The 14,887-nt window shown below is 66.3% G+C and carries 11 protein-coding genes; 7 read left to right on the top strand and 4 right to left on the bottom strand.

All coding sequences use genetic code 11. From position 1 onward, the window contains the following. Entirely contained in the window at positions 1–2,100 is a 2,100-nt protein-coding gene (locus C8J39_RS12170; protein ID WP_243650026.1) for a TonB-dependent siderophore receptor, read from the bottom strand. Between the two features lie 123 nt (positions 2,101–2,223). On the opposite strand from C8J39_RS12170, the gene C8J39_RS12165 reads away from it, so the two are divergent. The 6 genes from C8J39_RS12165 to C8J39_RS12140 all read left to right on the top strand — a co-directional run bounded on the left by C8J39_RS12165 (position 2,224) and on the right by C8J39_RS12140 (position 12,434). Continuing rightward, positions 2,224–3,399 carry a DUF1624 domain-containing protein gene (locus tag C8J39_RS12165; RefSeq protein ID WP_243650027.1) on the top strand — a complete coding sequence of 392 codons (1,176 nt, stop codon included), beginning with the start codon at positions 2,224–2,226 and terminating at the stop codon, positions 3,397–3,399. A 119-nt stretch (positions 3,400–3,518) separates the two neighbouring features. Next, positions 3,519–6,350 (top strand): pitrilysin family protein, encoded by a 2,832-nt coding sequence (locus C8J39_RS12160; protein ID WP_120300716.1) that lies wholly within the window; start codon positions 3,519–3,521, stop codon positions 6,348–6,350. 17 nt (positions 6,351–6,367) lie between these two features. After that, a complete protein-coding gene (locus tag C8J39_RS12155; protein WP_060525867.1) occupies positions 6,368–6,667 on the top strand; it encodes a hypothetical protein in 300 nt (99 codons plus the stop codon). An 89-nt stretch (positions 6,668–6,756) separates the two neighbouring features. Continuing rightward, positions 6,757–8,667, top strand: a complete 1,911-nt coding sequence (locus C8J39_RS12150) for a CocE/NonD family hydrolase (protein ID WP_120300715.1) — start codon at positions 6,757–6,759, stop codon at positions 8,665–8,667. 138 nt (positions 8,668–8,805) lie between these two features. Continuing rightward, a complete protein-coding gene (locus C8J39_RS12145) occupies positions 8,806–11,316 on the top strand; it encodes a DegT/DnrJ/EryC1/StrS family aminotransferase (RefSeq protein WP_120300714.1) in 2,511 nt (836 codons plus the stop codon). Between the two features lie 29 nt (positions 11,317–11,345). Beyond that, complete coding sequence (locus C8J39_RS12140; protein ID WP_243650029.1) at positions 11,346–12,434, top strand: glycosyltransferase family 2 protein; 1,089 nt, start codon at positions 11,346–11,348, stop codon at positions 12,432–12,434. A gap of 19 nt (positions 12,435–12,453) precedes the next feature. On the opposite strand, the gene C8J39_RS12135 is transcribed toward C8J39_RS12140, so the two are convergent. After that, positions 12,454–13,158 carry a murein L,D-transpeptidase catalytic domain family protein gene (locus tag C8J39_RS12135; protein WP_120300713.1) on the bottom strand — a complete coding sequence of 235 codons (705 nt, stop codon included), beginning with the start codon at positions 13,156–13,158 and terminating at the stop codon, positions 12,454–12,456. Between the two features lie 204 nt (positions 13,159–13,362). Here C8J39_RS12135 and C8J39_RS12130 point away from each other — a divergent pair, with 204 nt between their 5' ends. Beyond that, positions 13,363–13,977, top strand: coding sequence for a L,D-transpeptidase family protein (locus C8J39_RS12130; RefSeq protein ID WP_243650031.1), 615 nt, complete (start codon positions 13,363–13,365; stop codon positions 13,975–13,977). Positions 13,978–14,082: 105 nt separating this feature from the next. Here C8J39_RS12130 and C8J39_RS12125 read toward each other — a convergent pair whose 3' ends face one another. Next, a complete protein-coding gene (locus C8J39_RS12125) occupies positions 14,083–14,697 on the bottom strand; it encodes an HAD-IA family hydrolase (protein WP_120300937.1) in 615 nt (204 codons plus the stop codon). Between the two features lie 4 nt (positions 14,698–14,701). Then, positions 14,702–14,827, bottom strand: a complete 126-nt coding sequence (ykgO, locus tag C8J39_RS12120) for a type B 50S ribosomal protein L36 (protein ID WP_003046794.1) — start codon at positions 14,825–14,827, stop codon at positions 14,702–14,704. Positions 14,828–14,887 lie beyond the last annotated feature (60 nt).

Genomic DNA, 14,887 nt, shown 5'->3' with positions numbered 1-14,887 from the left:
TCACTGGCTCAAGCGAACCGACAGCCGCACCGTCCGCGGCGCCCCCGGGAAGATCCACACCGGGCTGTACGAACTCTGCGCGAACCGGGCGTCGAACAGATTGTCGGCCTCGGCGCGCACCGACAGGCGCCGCGAGACCGCGTATTCGACCGCCGCCTTGGCCTTCACATAGTCGGGCAGGACGAGCCCGCTTGTGTCGATCGCGCCCGCCCGCTTGCCTATGTAGCTGGCGCCAGCGCTGATCGAGGGCCCACGCCCCTCGTCGTCGAGGAAGCGTCCGATCGCGAACAGCGTCGCGGCATGTTCGGGCACGTTCAACACGCGGTCGGTCGCGAAAATGCTGTCGTCTGTTCGCGCGCGCGTCCACGCATAGTTGGCGACGACCTGCCAGCGTTTCGCCAGGCGCACCGACGCATCGAACTCGATCCCCTTGCTCGACAGCTTGCCGACCGGCGCGAGGAAGTTCGGATCGACCGGGTCGTTGGTCAGGATGTCGCGCTTGGCGATGTCGAAATACGTCACGGCGACGTCGACGCCCGGCAAGGCGGCGGTGGCGCCGATCTCGTATCCCTTGCCGCGTTCGGGTGCGAAGCCCTGGTTGTCGCGCCCCGTGCCCGAGTTGAGCAGGAAGCTCTCGCCCCAGTTCGCATGGACTGCGAACACGTCGCTCAGCGCATATCGGCCGCCCAGCCGGAAGTTCACCGGCTCGTCGACCGTGCGTCCGACCACGCCGGTACGGTTGTTGCGGATCTGCTGGCGATACGCGTCGAAGCGGACGCCGCCGGTCAGCGTGAACCGATCGGTCACGTCCCACATGTCCTGCGCATACAGCGTGGCGGACCGCCGCGTCTCGTCATTGTCCGTGAACGGCGCCAGCGGCAGCGCCTGCCCGCCATAGACCGGCGCGAACACGTCGATCGCATACGGGTTGGCCGCGGTCGGGTTCCGCCGCAACAGCCCCTCGTGATAGTCGAGCGTATAGCCCTTCACGCCGACGCTGGCACGGTGCGCGCCGAACCGTCCGGTCAGTTCCAGCCGCGCGGACAGATCGTCGACGGTGTAGTCGCGCGCACGTCGCTGGCGCCACAGCGTCTGGCCGCCGACGAGCCGCGACTGGTCGGACGAGAACCCGCGCAGCGATCCCGTCCGCCAGGCCACGCCACCGTTAAGCGAGATGCGGTCGTCGAGCCGGGCCTCGCCGGTCAGCTGGTGTCGCTGGTTGCGAAACCGCGTCGTCCCGTCGCCGGGCTCGCCGTAGAAGCGCGACCGGGGCAACGCATTGGCGTCACCGCCGATCGCCGGGATGCCGCGGTCGAACGGCGCGTCGAACCGCGTGATCTCGCCGACATAGGTCAGCCGAAGGCCATCGCGTGGCGCCCAGGTCAGCGAGGGCGCGACGACGCGGCGACGCAACGGCACGAATTCGCGCCAGCCATCGCTGTCCTCGGTGGCGACGACGATCCGCGCCGCGATCGTGTCGGACAGCGGACCCGTCGCGTCGATTTCGACCCGGCGCGTGTCGAACGAGCCATAGGTGAAGGTCGCGGTCGCGCTGGGTGTGAAGCGCGGCGTCTTGCTGACGATGTTGACGCGGCCGCCCGGATCGATGTCGCCGAACAGCGCGCCGGCCGGGCCCTTCAACACTTCGATCCGCTCGGTCGTCGCCGGATCGCGCGGGGGCGCGAGGCCACGATTGGCGAGGAACCCATCGACATAATATTCGGCGCCGCCGTCGGGCGTGCCGAGAAACCCGCGGATCGCGAAATTGTCGAGGAAGCCGCCGCGGTTGTTCTGGTTGCTAACCCCGCTGACGAGTTCGAGCGCATCGCCGAGCCGGTACGTCCCCGCCGCGGTGAGCAGGTCGCGCTCGAGCGAGCGGCTGGATTGCGACATGCGTTCGGTGGCGAGGTCCGACGACAGGGTGCGATCCGCCCGCGTGCTGCGCGTGCCGAGAACCACGATCGTCTCGGCCTCGTCATCGACCTGTCGTTCCTCGCGCTCCGGCTCGCGGTCGGTCTTGTCCTGCGCCTCGGCAGGAACGGGACAGGCGAGCAGCAGAAAAATGCTCGCGAAGGCGATCGATCGTGGACGCGTCGACAAAAAATGTTGCCTTCTCTGTGATGATGTAACATCGCGATTGGCGGAGGTGCTTCGATCTTGTCAACCGTTTTAAGTCCGATACCCAACGTCGCCGGAACGCCGGCCGCGGCGTCCGATACCCATGTGGAAGCTCCGACGGGCGCGCCGTCCAAGCGGTCGCGGATCGTCTCGGTCGATGCGCTGCGCGGGTTCGTCATGCTGCTGATGCTCGTCGATCACACCCGCGAACTCTTCTATTACCCTATGCAAGTGAGCGACCCGATGGCGCTGCCCGCGACGCCGCCGACCCTGTTCTTCACGCGGCTCACGGCGCACCTGTGCGCGCCCGTCTTCGTGTTGCTGACCGGGCTCGCGGCATCGTTGTACGCGGACTCGCGCGGCGGAGATGCTGGCGGCGGCAGGACAGCGGCGTCGTCGTTCCTGTTGAAGCGCGGGCTGTTCCTCGTCGCGCTCGAAGTGACGGTCGTCAATTTCGCCTGGTCGTTCGATCCCACCCCCGCAATCGTCTATCTCCAGGTGATCTGGGTGATCGGGCTGGCGATGATCGCCCTGGCGGCGTTGGTCCATCTTCCGCGCATCGCCGTGCTCGTCCTCGGGCTGGCGATCGTGCTGGGCCACAATCTGCTCGATCCGATCACCTTCACGCCCGACCAGCCGGGCTATGTCGCGTGGAGCATGCTGCACGACCGCGGGTTCATCGACTTGCCGTTCGGCGCGCGGGCGCGGACGTCCTATCCGTTGCTGCCCTGGATCGGCGTCATCGCACTCGGCTGGTCGATCGGGCCGTGGTTCGCGCGGCAAGTCGACCAGGACGTTCGTCGCCGTCGCCTGGTGGTGACCGGCGCTGCGGCGCTCGCGCTGTTCGCGGTGCTGCGGGCGATCAACGGCTACGGCGAACCACTGCCGTGGCAGGCGGGCGCAACGCCGCTCGCAACGGTCATGAGCGTTCTCAACCTCACCAAATATCCGCCGTCCGCGGACTTCATCCTGCTGACGCTCGGCATCGGCCTGCTGCTTCTGGCGGCGTTCGAGCGCACATCTGTGCGGTTGAACGGCGTGCTGGTGGTGTTCGGGTCGGCGCCGTTGTTCTTCTACATCCTGCACCTCTATCTCCTCCACGGCGTGAACCACCTGACCGGTGCGGTGACGGGCGGCGCGACCAAGGGGCTGGTCAGCGTCCCCAACGTCGCGTCGATCTGGCTCGTTGCCGCCGCCGCCGCCGTGCCGTGCTGGTTCGCGTGCCGGTGGTTCGGACGGTTCAAACGGACGCATACCGGCTGGTGGTGGCAATACCTGTGAGACGTCCCGGCGTACCAACGAGGATCGCCTCGAAACTCGACGTATCTATCTGTTGCCCGGCGACAAAGCGTGGCTATGCTGCGACGATATCATTCTGAAACACGGGGTAATGTTCGCATATGGCTTTGAAAATGACCGCGCTTGCCGGCGTCGCCGCAATTGCTCTCGTCTCGCCCGCATTCGGTCAGGGCCAGCGCACAGCAACTCCTGCGGCAAAGCCTGCGCCGGTCGCAGAGCTCGTGAAGTCGGTCGATATCCCCTACCAGCAGTTCACGCTGAAGAACGGCCTGCGCGTCGTCGTGCACACCGATCGCAAGGCGCCGGTGGTGGCCGTGTCCGTCTGGTATAATGTGGGCTCGAAGTTCGAACCCAAGGGCAAGACCGGCTTCGCACATCTGTTCGAGCATCTGATGTTCAACGGCTCCGAGAACGCACCGGGCGATTTCTTCGAGCCCTTGAAGCAGGTCGGCGCGACCGACTTCAACGGCACCACCTATTACGACCGCACCAATTATTTCGAGACGGTGCCGACCGCGGCGCTCGACCGCGCGCTGTTCCTCGAATCCGACCGGATGGGCTATCTCACCGGCGCGATCACGCAGGGCGTGCTCGACGAGCAGCGCGGCGTCGTCCAGAACGAAAAGCGCCAGGGCGACAACCAGCCCTATGGCCTGACCGAATACAAGATCACCGAGGGGCTGTTCCCCGCGACGCACCCTTACGGCCACACCACGATCGGCTCGATGGCCGATCTCGACGCCGCCTCGCTGCAGACGGTGAAGGACTGGTTCAAGGATCATTACGGCCCGAACAACGCGGTGCTGGTGCTCGCCGGCGACGTCGATGCGGCGACCGGCAAGCGCCTCGCCGAGAAGTATTTCGGCGGCATCCCGAAGGGCGCCGAGAGTATCGTCCCGCCCGCACCGATCCCGACCCTGCCGTCGCCCGTCGCCGAGACGATCAAGGACCGTGTCGCCGCGGTGATGATCAGCCGCAACTGGGTGGTCCCCGGCCTCAACGACAAGGACGGCACCGCGCTCAGCGTCGCGGCGGGCGTGCTCGGAGGTCTGGCGAGCAGCCGGTTCGATACCGCGCTGGTCAAGAAGGAGAAGCTGGTCACGCGCATCTCCGCGTCGAACAACAGCTTCAGCCAGCTCGGCATGTTCCAGATCGAGGCGATCGTCCGCGAGGGCGTCGACCCTGCGCTGGTGTCGAAGCGGATCGACGAGATCCTCACCGACTTCCTCAAGAACGGCCCCACCGCCGATGAGGTCAGCCGCGTCGCCACGACGACCGCATCGCGCACGATGGAGGGGCTCGAGTCCGTCGGCGGGTTCGGCGGCAAGGCGGTCACGCTGGCCGAAGGCGCGCTCTATTCGAACGATCCGGGCTATTACAAGAAACAGCTGTTGCAGCTGGCCGCCGAGACGCCCGCGAGCGTGAAGGCCGCTGCGGCGAAGTGGCTGTCGCGTCCCGCCTATTCGCTCACCGTCGTACCCGGCGCGCGCGATGCGTACGCCAACGCGGTCGTGCCGCCCAAGGTCGACGTGGTGCCCGCACCCGAGGCGCCGCCTAAGGGCACGCGCGGGCCGCTGCCCGGCGTCGGCACGGTTGCCGGCCTGAGCTTCCCGGCCGTCGAGCGCACCCGCCTGTCGAACGGTATCGAGGTGGTCTACGCGCAGCGCACCGCGGTGCCGGTGACGCAGGCGGTACTGAGCTTCGATGCAGGCGTGGCGGCGGACGTGCCGACCAAGCTCGGTACGCAGAAGTTGACGCTGTCGATGATGGACGAAGGAACGCCGACCCGCGATTCGGTCGCGCTCGCCGAAGCCAAGGAGCGTCTTGGCGCGGAGATTGGTTCGGGCGCGTCGAACGACCGGACCTTCCTGTCGTTGCAGGTGCCGAGCGCGAACCTCGCGCCCGCGGTCGACCTGTTCGCCGATATCGCGCAGAACCCGGCCTTCGCCGATGCCGAGGTCGCGCGCGTCAAGAACCAGCAACTCGCGCAGATCGCGCAGGAACTGACCAGCCCGCAGGGGTTGGCGACTCGCGTCCTGCCGAAGCTGCTCGGGCCGACCTCGCCCTATGCCAAGGCGCAGGGCAGTGGTGATCCCAAGGCGGTCGCGGCGCTGACCCGCGCCGATCTGGTCGCGTTCCAGCAGGCGTGGCTGCGGCCGGACAAGGCGAAGATCTTCGTCGTCAGCGATCGTCCGCTCGCCGAGGTGAAGGCGACGCTCGACGCGCGCTTCGGAACATGGCGGCCGACGGGGGCGGCGGGCGTCAAGGCGTTCCCGGCGACCGTGACGCCGTCCGCGCCGAAGATCGTGCTGATCGACCGGCCGGACAGCCCGCAGTCGCTGATCATCGCGGGCGTACCGACCGGATTGAAGGGCACGCAGGACCTGTTGCCGATCGCGACCGCGAACGATGCGCTCGGCGGCAGCTTCCTCGGCCGCGTCAACATGGACCTGCGCGAGAGCAAGCACTGGTCCTACGGCGTCTCGGGTCGCTTCCAGCAGTCGGAGAACGCCGCGCCGTACATCCTGTCGGCGCCCGTTCAGGCGGACCAGACCGGCCCGTCGATCGCTGCACTGCGGACCGATATCGGTGCGTTCCTCGGCAAGGAGCCGATGACCCAGGCGGAGTTCGATCGGGCGATCAACGGCGCGATCCGCTCGCTTTCGGGTAATTTCGAGACATCGGACGCGGTGCTGGGCGCGATGCAGCAGAACGATCTGCTCAAGCGTCCCGACAATTACTACGCGACGATCACGCAGCGATACCAGGGTCTTAACCTGCCGCAACTCAACACCGCGATCCAGCAGGCGCTCGACCCGAAGAAGACGATCTGGGTCGTGGTCGGCGATGCGAAGACGGTGCGCCCGCAGCTTGACAGCATCGGCCTCCCGGTCGAGGTCATTCCCGCGGCGTCGGTTGCCGGCGCCAAATAATTTCAGGAGAGAGAGCAATGGCAAACGTCGATGGCAGCTGGGATTGCGTGGTCAAGTCGCCGCTGGGCGACCAGAAGATGACGCTGACCGTCAACAGCGCCGGTAGCACCTTCACCGGTGCGGTGTCGGGCGCGATGGGCGGCATGGACGTCACCGGTGACGTCGATGGCGACACGATCACCTGGAAGCAGAGCATGACCGTGCCGATGCCGATGACGCTCGACTGCAAGGCGACCGTCGAGGACGACGTCCTCAAGGGCAGCGTCGCGGCCGGCGCCTTCGGCAGCTTCCCGCTGACCGGCACGCGGACGGCCTGATCGCCTGAATTGCTACGAGAGGGGCTCGTCTTTCCACATGGAAAGGCGGGCCTTTTTCTTTTTCAGTCCGGGAGGGAAGGAAGAAGAAAATGAAATCGACGACCCGTCTGTTTGCCGCTTGCGCGATTGCCGCGCTGGCTACCGCAACCACCCCCGCGACCGCACAGAATTACGACGAACGCCCCGCCAAGATAGCACCGCGCGACGTCGGCTACGATTATGTGCGGAAAGTCGTCGAGATCCCGATGCGCGACGGAGTGAAGCTCCATACCGTCATCATCGTGCCGAAGGGCGCGAAGGACGCGGGCATCCTGATGACGCGCACGCCCTACGACGCCGACGGCCAGACCAAGGTCGACAGCGGCACCTATGCCGGCATCCTCGAACACGGCGACGGCGCGGGCGACGTGATCGCCGCGGCACGCTATATCCGCGTGATCCAGGACGTCCGCGGGATGCACGGATCGCAGGGCATCTACATGATGAACCCGGCGCGCGCCGGTACGCCGCAGAACCCGACCAAGACCGACGATTCGACCGACACCTACGACACGATCGACTGGCTGGTGAAGCACGTCCCCGAATCGAACGGCCGCGTAGGGATCAGCGGGATCAGCTATGACGGCTTCCTGCCGCTGATGGCGCTGATCAATCCGCATCCGGCGCTGAAGGTCTCGGTGCCGATGAACCCGATGGTCGATGGCTGGCGTGGCGACGACTGGTTCCACAACGGCGCGTTCCGCGAGGGCATGATGCCCTACGTCCTCGGTCAGGAAGCGACCAAGGATGCCGGCACACCCTGGATCACCGACACCGCCGACGATTACGACTATTACCTGAAGGGCGGTTCCGCGGGCGCAATCGGCAAGGCGCAGGGCCTCGAACAGCTCGGCTTTTGGCGCAAGATCACGCAGCATCCTGCGTACGACTCGTTCTGGTCGACCCAGGCGATGGACACCGTGCTTGCCGGCCAGCCACTCAAGGTACCGACGCTGATCGTCGGCGGGTTGTGGGATCAGGAGGACATCTACGGTGCGCCCGCGGTCTATCGCGCGCTGGAGCCCAAGGACACCGCCAACGACATGGTCTACCTGTCGATGGGCCCCTGGTATCACGGGCAGGAAGTGCGCGACGGCAGCGCGCTCGGCGCGATCAAATGGGATGCCGACACCGCCAAATGGTGGCGCTGGCACGTCCTCGCGCCGTTCCTCGCGCATTACCTGAAGAGCGACCAGCCGGCGATGGACGTCGCCCCGGTGACGATGTTTCAGTCGGGTCGCAACGAATGGCAGAGGCTCGACAAGTGGCCGACCGCATCCGCGGCTGGCACGCCGCTATACCTCAAGCCCGGTGGCGCGCTCGGCTTCCAGGCGGCTGGCGGCGCGGCGACGACCGCGGACTATATCTCCGACCCCGCCGCACCCGTCAGCTACCGCGTGCGCCCGACGCTGCCGACCTATGCGAGCGGATCGACGTGGAAACAATGGCTGGTCGACGATCAGCGCGCCGTCTCCGGCCGTCCCGACGTGCTGACCTTCACCACCAATGCGCTCACCACGCCGACCACGATCGCAGGCGTGCCGGAGGTGAACCTGACCGCCTCGACCAGCGGCACCGACAGCGACTGGGTGGTGAAGCTGATCGACGTGTATCCGGACGTTTATTCCGGCGACAAGGCGATGGCCGGCTATCAACTGTCGGTCGCGATGGACATCTTCCGCGGCCGCTATCGTGAGAGCCTGGCCGTGGCCAAGCCGATCGCCGCGAACGTGCCCCTGAAATACAAGTTCGCGCTGCCGACCACTAACCACGTCTTCCTGCCCGGCCACAAGATCATGGTGCAGGTCCAGTCGAGCTGGTTCCCGCTCTACGATCGCAATCCGCAGACCTTCGTCCCGAACATCTTCTTCGCGCAACCGAAGGATTACGTGAAGGCGACGCAGAAGGTGACGGTCGCCGGACCCGACGAAAGCTACATCAGCCTTCCGCTAATACGTTGATTAGTCTTGCATCATCCCGGACACGTGCCGGGATGATGTAAGGAAAACATCGCCCGGCATCGGTCGAAATGTGGCAGCTTTACTGGTTCTTAGGAGGCCGTGGATCATAGGTCTGCGGCACAACAGACCGGATCGCCGATGAAACGCCTCCCCCTGATCGCGCCGAACCCGCCGCGGCTGAGCGAGCACCTCGATGCATTGCGCCGTGTCGAGGCGTCGGGCGTGTTCAGCAACAACGGCCCCGAGGTTCGCGCGTTCGAGGCTGGCGTCACCGATAAGCTCTTCGGCGGCCACGGTGCCAGCCTTGCGGTCGGCAATGCCACGCTCGGGCTGATGCTCGCGATCCGCCACGCATCGGGGATGCGTACCGGCGGGCTGAACCCAAAGCAGGGCACGCTTGCGCTGATGCCCGCGCTCACCTTCGCCGCGACCGCGCAGGCGGCGGCATGGGCGGGGCTGACGCCGCTGGTATGCGACATCGACGCAAACGATTGGGGTGCGTGCGCGCTCGAGGAGGAGCGGCTGCTCCAGCGCCACGGCGAGCGGATCGGCGTGGTCGTGCCGTACGCAACGTTCGGCAACGCGATCGACCTCGACCGCTACGTCCATTTCCAGCGCCGCTACGGCGTTGGAATCGTGATCGACGCGGCCTCGTCGCTCGGCACGCTCGACGGTGCAGGGCTCGGCTTCGGTGCGCGCGCGCCGTTCGCGGTGGTCCATTCGATGCACGCGACAAAGACGTTCGCGGTGGGCGAGGGCGGTCTGATCCACAGCGGCGACGGCGACTTGATCGCGACGTTGCGCTCGATGGGAAATTTTGGGTTCGAAGGCAGCCGCAACGCGACTTTGCCGGGCATCAACGCCAAGCTGCCCGAGATCACCGCGATCATGGCGCAGACCAAGCTGGCCGAGATCGACGCAATCGCAAACCACCGCGCCGTGCTGGAGGAAACCTACCGCGCCACGCTCCCCGACTTCCAGTTCCAGGCGGTGTCGGGCCGGCGCCGCTCGATGCAGTTCATGCCGGTACTGCTTCCCGAGCACATCGCGCATCACCGCGACGCGATCGTCGAAGCGATCGAGGCGGATGGAGTCGGCTGCGGCCGCTATTTCAGCCCGCACCTCGGCGAACAGCCCTGGTTCCAGGCGACCGCGATGATCGAGCCCACCCCGGTCGCCGACAAGATCGCCGGGCGGATGCTGTCGCTGCCGATCACCGATGCGATGTCGGTCGCCGACGCGCGGCGCGCTGCCGAAGCGCTCGCGAACGCCTGCGCCGCGATCGTCCGGCCGCTCGACCGGCGTGCGTCGGTGCGCGGTGCCAACGGCAAGATCGCCTCGGTCATCGTGATCGGCGGCGGCCCCGCGGGGACGGCGATGCTCACCTCGGCTACAAAGCGCGGCCTGCTCCCCGATCTCGTCGCGTCCGGGCTGATGGTGATCGAGCGCGGCAACGCGATCGGCGGCGGGCGGCTCGGGCGTTATGCGATCACGTCGGATTCGACCGCGCAGACCTTCCTGACCGCGGTCCGAGGCAACGTGCATCCCGAGCTCGCGCGGCTGGTCGATCATCCCGCCGGACGTGCGGTCGCGGCACATGAGAGCGCGCTGGGCGTGCCGCTGACCGAGGTCGGGCCGCTGTTGCGCGCGACCGGCGACCGGCTGACCGATATCGTTCGCGGCAATGGCGGCGTCGTGCTGACCGGGCACGAGGCACTAGGTGCGAAACGCGTCGGCGAAGGCCTGTGGAGCGTACAGGTCCGCCGCCTCGCCGATGGCCATGTCTTCGAGCAGCTCGCGCGCAACATCGTCGTCGCGACCGGCGGTCACCAGCCGCTCGACCGGCTCGCCACGCAGCAGGTCGCGGGGGCCGGCCTGATCGAGCTGGCGAGCGGGCGCCTGCTCCAGTCCGACGACGTGCTGACGACCGGCGGGTTCGAGAAGGTCGCCGATATCCTGACCGGCAAGCGCGCCCCGAAGATCGCGGTGATCGGCGGTTCGACCAGCGCGCTGACCACGATCTCGCTGTTGCTCAAGAGCCAGCCGCCGTTGCCGTTGGGGGCAGGGGCGATCACGTTGCTGCACCGCAAGCCGCTGCGCCCCTTCTACCATTCGGTCGAGGCCGCGCATGCCGAGGGGTTCACCGATTTCGGCCCCAACGACATCTGTCCGGTGTCGGGGTTCGTCTACCGCCTCGCCGGCTTCCGTCTCGAGGCGCGCGACCTCGTGCTGCGGATGCTCGGTATAGACGGCCGCGTGCCCGATCCCCGCGTCGCGCTACACCGGATCACGGGCGACGACGATGCGGGCGCACGGGCGGCAATCGCGGAAGCCGACCTCGTCATCGCGGCGCTGGGCTATCGACCGATCGCGATGCCGCTCGCCGACCGCGACGGCGCACGGATACCGCTGGCCGCCCATGACGGAAAGCCGATGGTCGACCGCCACTGCCGGATCGTCGACGATCAGGGCGCACCGATCCCGGGCTTGTACGGGCTCGGCCTGGCCGCCGGCTTCGTGCCTTGGGGCGCTCTCGGTGGCGAATCCAGTTTCTCCGGGCAAGCCAATGGCTTATGGCTCTGGCAGAACGACGTGGGGTTGATGATAATCGATCAGGTGATGGCATCGAAGGCACTGGCAGCAGCGTGACGTCGGACGATCGAACGGCTGATCCCGTCGTGAGCCCCGCCGTTAGCCCCGTCGTCACCGTGGTCATGGCGGCGTATAATGGCGCCGGGTTGATCGAGGAGACGCTCGCCAGCCTGCAAGCACAGACGTTCACCGATTTCGAGGTGATCGTCGTCGACGACTGCTCGACCGACGACACGCGCAAGGTGGTGCACGCTTGGCCAGATCCCCGCGTCCGACTGGTCCAGATGGCGAAGAACGGCGGCCCGGTGCTCGCGCGCAACCGCGGGTTTGCGGAGGCGCGCGGCCGCTACATCGCCGCGCTCGACCATGACGACATCTGCCGCCCCGATCGCTTCGCCCGTCAGGTCGCGTATCTCGACGCGCATCCAAACACCGTCTTGCTGGGCACCGCCGCCGAACTCCTGACGTCCGGCGTGGTCGGTCCGTCGAGCTACGCGCCGACGACCACGCCCGCGCTGGTCGCATGGCTGACCTGTATCGAGAACCCCCTGGTCTGGTCGTCGACGATGATGCGGACGGAGGTGGCGCGACAGCTCGACCCGGTGACCCGGCCGGAGCTCCTGTATGCCGAGGATTTCGACCTGTACCAGCGGATCCAGCATTTCGGCGCGATCGCGCGGCTTGACGAGGCGCTGGTGCTGTACCGCGTCCACCCCGGCGGTGTCTCGAAGCGGTTCGTCGATACGATGGAGGCGGCGTCGGTCCGCGTCCTGACCGAACGCTATGCCCGGTTGTTCGACGATCGCGCGGAGCGAATCGCGAGGCTGATCACGCTGCACAACATGGCCAAGCGCCCCGTGCCCGATCGCGCCGCACTGGCGACCCTGGGCAGTGCGCTGAGCGTCATCCAGGCGGACTTTCTGGCGACGCACGACTGTTCCGCGCATGACATTCGCCTGATCCGCTGGGAGACCGCACGACGCTGGGGCGATATCGGCCGGGCAGGGCTACGCGCTGGGACGGTCAGCCTGCAAGACGTGCTGGCGGTGCGCCCCGATCATCTCGGGCTCGGCTATGCCGGAGTCGAAGCGCTGTTGTGGTCGGGGCTCATCGGCGGCGTCAGACGCGCCCGCCGGAGAATGCAGCAGAGCCGCATGGCCCAGACCGCGGAGTAGCGCGGTCCGGGCCGGTATTTCAGACCTTGGCGGCGTAGATCATCCGACCGGCACCGAGCCGCGCGAACACTTGGTCCAGATCGCGCTCGCCAACGGCGAAGCACCCCTGGCTGCGACCGAGCATGCCGTGGCTCTCGATCATGTCCTTGTTCGCGTACCATGCTGAATGCACGACGATCGCACGATCGAGCGCGTTGTCGTTGGTCGGATCGAGACCGATCAGGCGCTGCGAACGCCCATGCTTGCCGACATAATAATCGTCCGTGACGAAAGCGCCCTCGGACGAGGCGTTCGAGCCGAAGCGGTTCGAGAAGCGCTCGAGATAGCCGGTATGCGCCGGATCCGAACCACTGCCGTGCGCGACCAGCAACGACGTGCTGCGCCCGCTGGCGAGGTCGACGAAGTGGAACCGCGGCTTGCCCGACGGTGCCGCGAAATCGGCGATCGCGATGCGGTCATGATGCTGGATGCGGCTGCCGTGACGGCTGAGCGACGCCATCGCCTGGCGCAGCAGATCTGGACGAACCACCTTGGGCGAGGTCAGTGCGACCGTGGTGCGCGGCAGCGGTGGCTGCGTCATCGGCTTCAAATCACGTGCGGTCAGCGGACGTCCGAGACGCGTCGTCGCCGACACTGCCCCCGGCACCACCAAAGCCCCCGCCAATACCAAACCATTCTTCAGAAGCGCGCGTCGTTCGCGCACAAGACCTTGCTCGTCGTGCATCGATTTTCCCGAAATTGCCCCGTTTCTTGGGAACCCGTATAGCCGATTTTCCGTGAATATTCTGCAACCATTTCCATTGGTTGTGGGTCCGTTCCCTCGAACTACCCCGGCTTGGGGTCGGTTCGTCGACTCAATCGTCCGACGGCACGTTTTCGAGAATCGCGCGTTGGGCGAAAATATCGGGATTCGAGGACGGACGCGACGATGGGCAAGATGGCGAACGGGATGGCGCGGTCTTTCATGGCAATGGGGCTGACCTTTGCGATCCTTGCGGGCGCAAATCCCGCGCAGGCCGCATCGGCTGCCGCCATCGCTGCGATGCCGATCGAACAGGCCGCAACCGAACTCTCGCCCAACCAGTTCGTCTGGAAGGACAATGGCTCCAGCGAGCCCGTCAGCATCGTCGTCAGCCTGCAGGAGCAGCGCGCGTTCGTCTATCGCGGGTCGACGATGATCGCGGCGACAACGATCTCCAGTGGCAAGGACGGCAAGGACACGCCGGTCGGCACCTATCCGATCCTGCAGAAGAACGCCGTCCACAAGTCGAGCCTGTACGACGATGCGTCGATGCCGTTCATGCAGCGGCTGACCTGGGACGGCATCGCGATCCACGCGGGGCGCAACCCTGGCTTCCCCGCATCGCACGGCTGCATCCGCGTCCCGCTCGGCTTTGCCAAGCAGTTGTTCGGGGTGACGACGCTGGGAACGACCGTGACGGTGACGGACGATTTCGAGGGTGGGATGGCCCCGGAAGCACCGGTCCCGGATCAGGAGACGGCGGTGGCGAATCTGCGCCAGTCGATTTCGCTCGAGCAGTGATGCCGATAGGGGAGGGCAGTAATCCCTTCCTTGTTCTCCCGCGAAGGCGGGAGCCCAGACTGGGTCCCCGCCTTCGCGGGGAAACAAACTTTGGCCGGGTAACGGCTAAGCCGCGATCGGGAGCCCAAGCTTAACCAATCGCGCGCGAAAATCCGCCGCATCGGTAAAAAGCACCGATTCGATTCCCAAAGCCCGCGCCGCCGCCACGTTCGCCGCATTGTCGTCGACGAACACGGCCTCCTCCGCCGCCAACCCGAATCGCTCCAGCGCGAGCCGATAGATCGCCGCATCCGGCTTCACCATCTTCTCCTCGCCCGATACGACCACGTCGCGGAACCGGTCGAACAGCTGTGCTTCACGCGCGCGAAAGGGTGGCCAGAACTCGTGGCTGAAGTTCGTGATCGCGAACAGCGGTACGCCGGCCGCGTCGAGCTCCTCGACGATCTCCTGCATCCCGGCGATTCGCGCACCGATGCTCTCGTTGAATCGCGGCCCCCAGGCGGCGATCAAGTCGGCATGCTGCGGATGCAACGCGGCCAGCTCCGCCGAGGTGTCGGCGAAGTCGCGGCCAGCATCGTGCTGGAAGTGCCAATCGATCGTCACGACGTCGCGCAGGAACGCGTCGAGCGCCCGATCGTCATCAATCAGGCGCTCGTACAGGATCCGGGGATCCCAGTCGTAAAGGACACGACCGACGTCGAAGATGACGGCCGTTATCAGGGCTTTAGCCCTGGCGTGCCTTAAAGCGACGGTTGGTCTTGTTGATGACGTAGGTACGGCCACGACGACGGATCACGCGGTTATCGCGGTGACGATCCTTGAGCGACTTCAGGGAATTGCGGATCTTCATGATCGATTCGCTTCTTTTCAAATCTAGGTGTGCGGAAAGACGGGATCGCCTAATGGCGGG

Origin of the sequence: Sphingomonas sp. PP-CC-1A-547 (assembly GCF_003610375.1) — a bacterium.
Classification (GTDB): Bacteria; Pseudomonadota; Alphaproteobacteria; order Sphingomonadales; family Sphingomonadaceae; genus Sphingomonas.
Note: the sequence above shows the minus strand (reverse complement) of the source record. Positions and strands in the feature narration are given on the sequence as shown.

Bases quoted from the DNA above. Each gene is read 5' to 3' on its own strand.
- C8J39_RS12160 (WP_120300716.1), top strand. From the start codon at position 3,519: ATGGCTTTGAAAATGACCGCGCTTGCCGGCGTCGCCGCAATTGCTCTC.
- C8J39_RS12130 (WP_243650031.1), top strand. From the start codon at position 13,363: ATGGGCAAGATGGCGAACGGGATGGCGCGGTCTTTCATGGCAATGGGG.
- C8J39_RS12150 (WP_120300715.1), top strand. From the start codon at position 6,757: ATGAAATCGACGACCCGTCTGTTTGCCGCTTGCGCGATTGCCGCGCTG.
- C8J39_RS12135 (WP_120300713.1), bottom strand. From the start codon at position 13,158: ATGCACGACGAGCAAGGTCTTGTGCGCGAACGACGCGCGCTTCTGAAG.
- C8J39_RS12145 (WP_120300714.1), top strand. From the start codon at position 8,806: ATGAAACGCCTCCCCCTGATCGCGCCGAACCCGCCGCGGCTGAGCGAG.
- C8J39_RS12155 (WP_060525867.1), top strand. From the start codon at position 6,368: ATGGCAAACGTCGATGGCAGCTGGGATTGCGTGGTCAAGTCGCCGCTG.
- ykgO (WP_003046794.1), bottom strand. From the start codon at position 14,827: ATGAAGATCCGCAATTCCCTGAAGTCGCTCAAGGATCGTCACCGCGAT.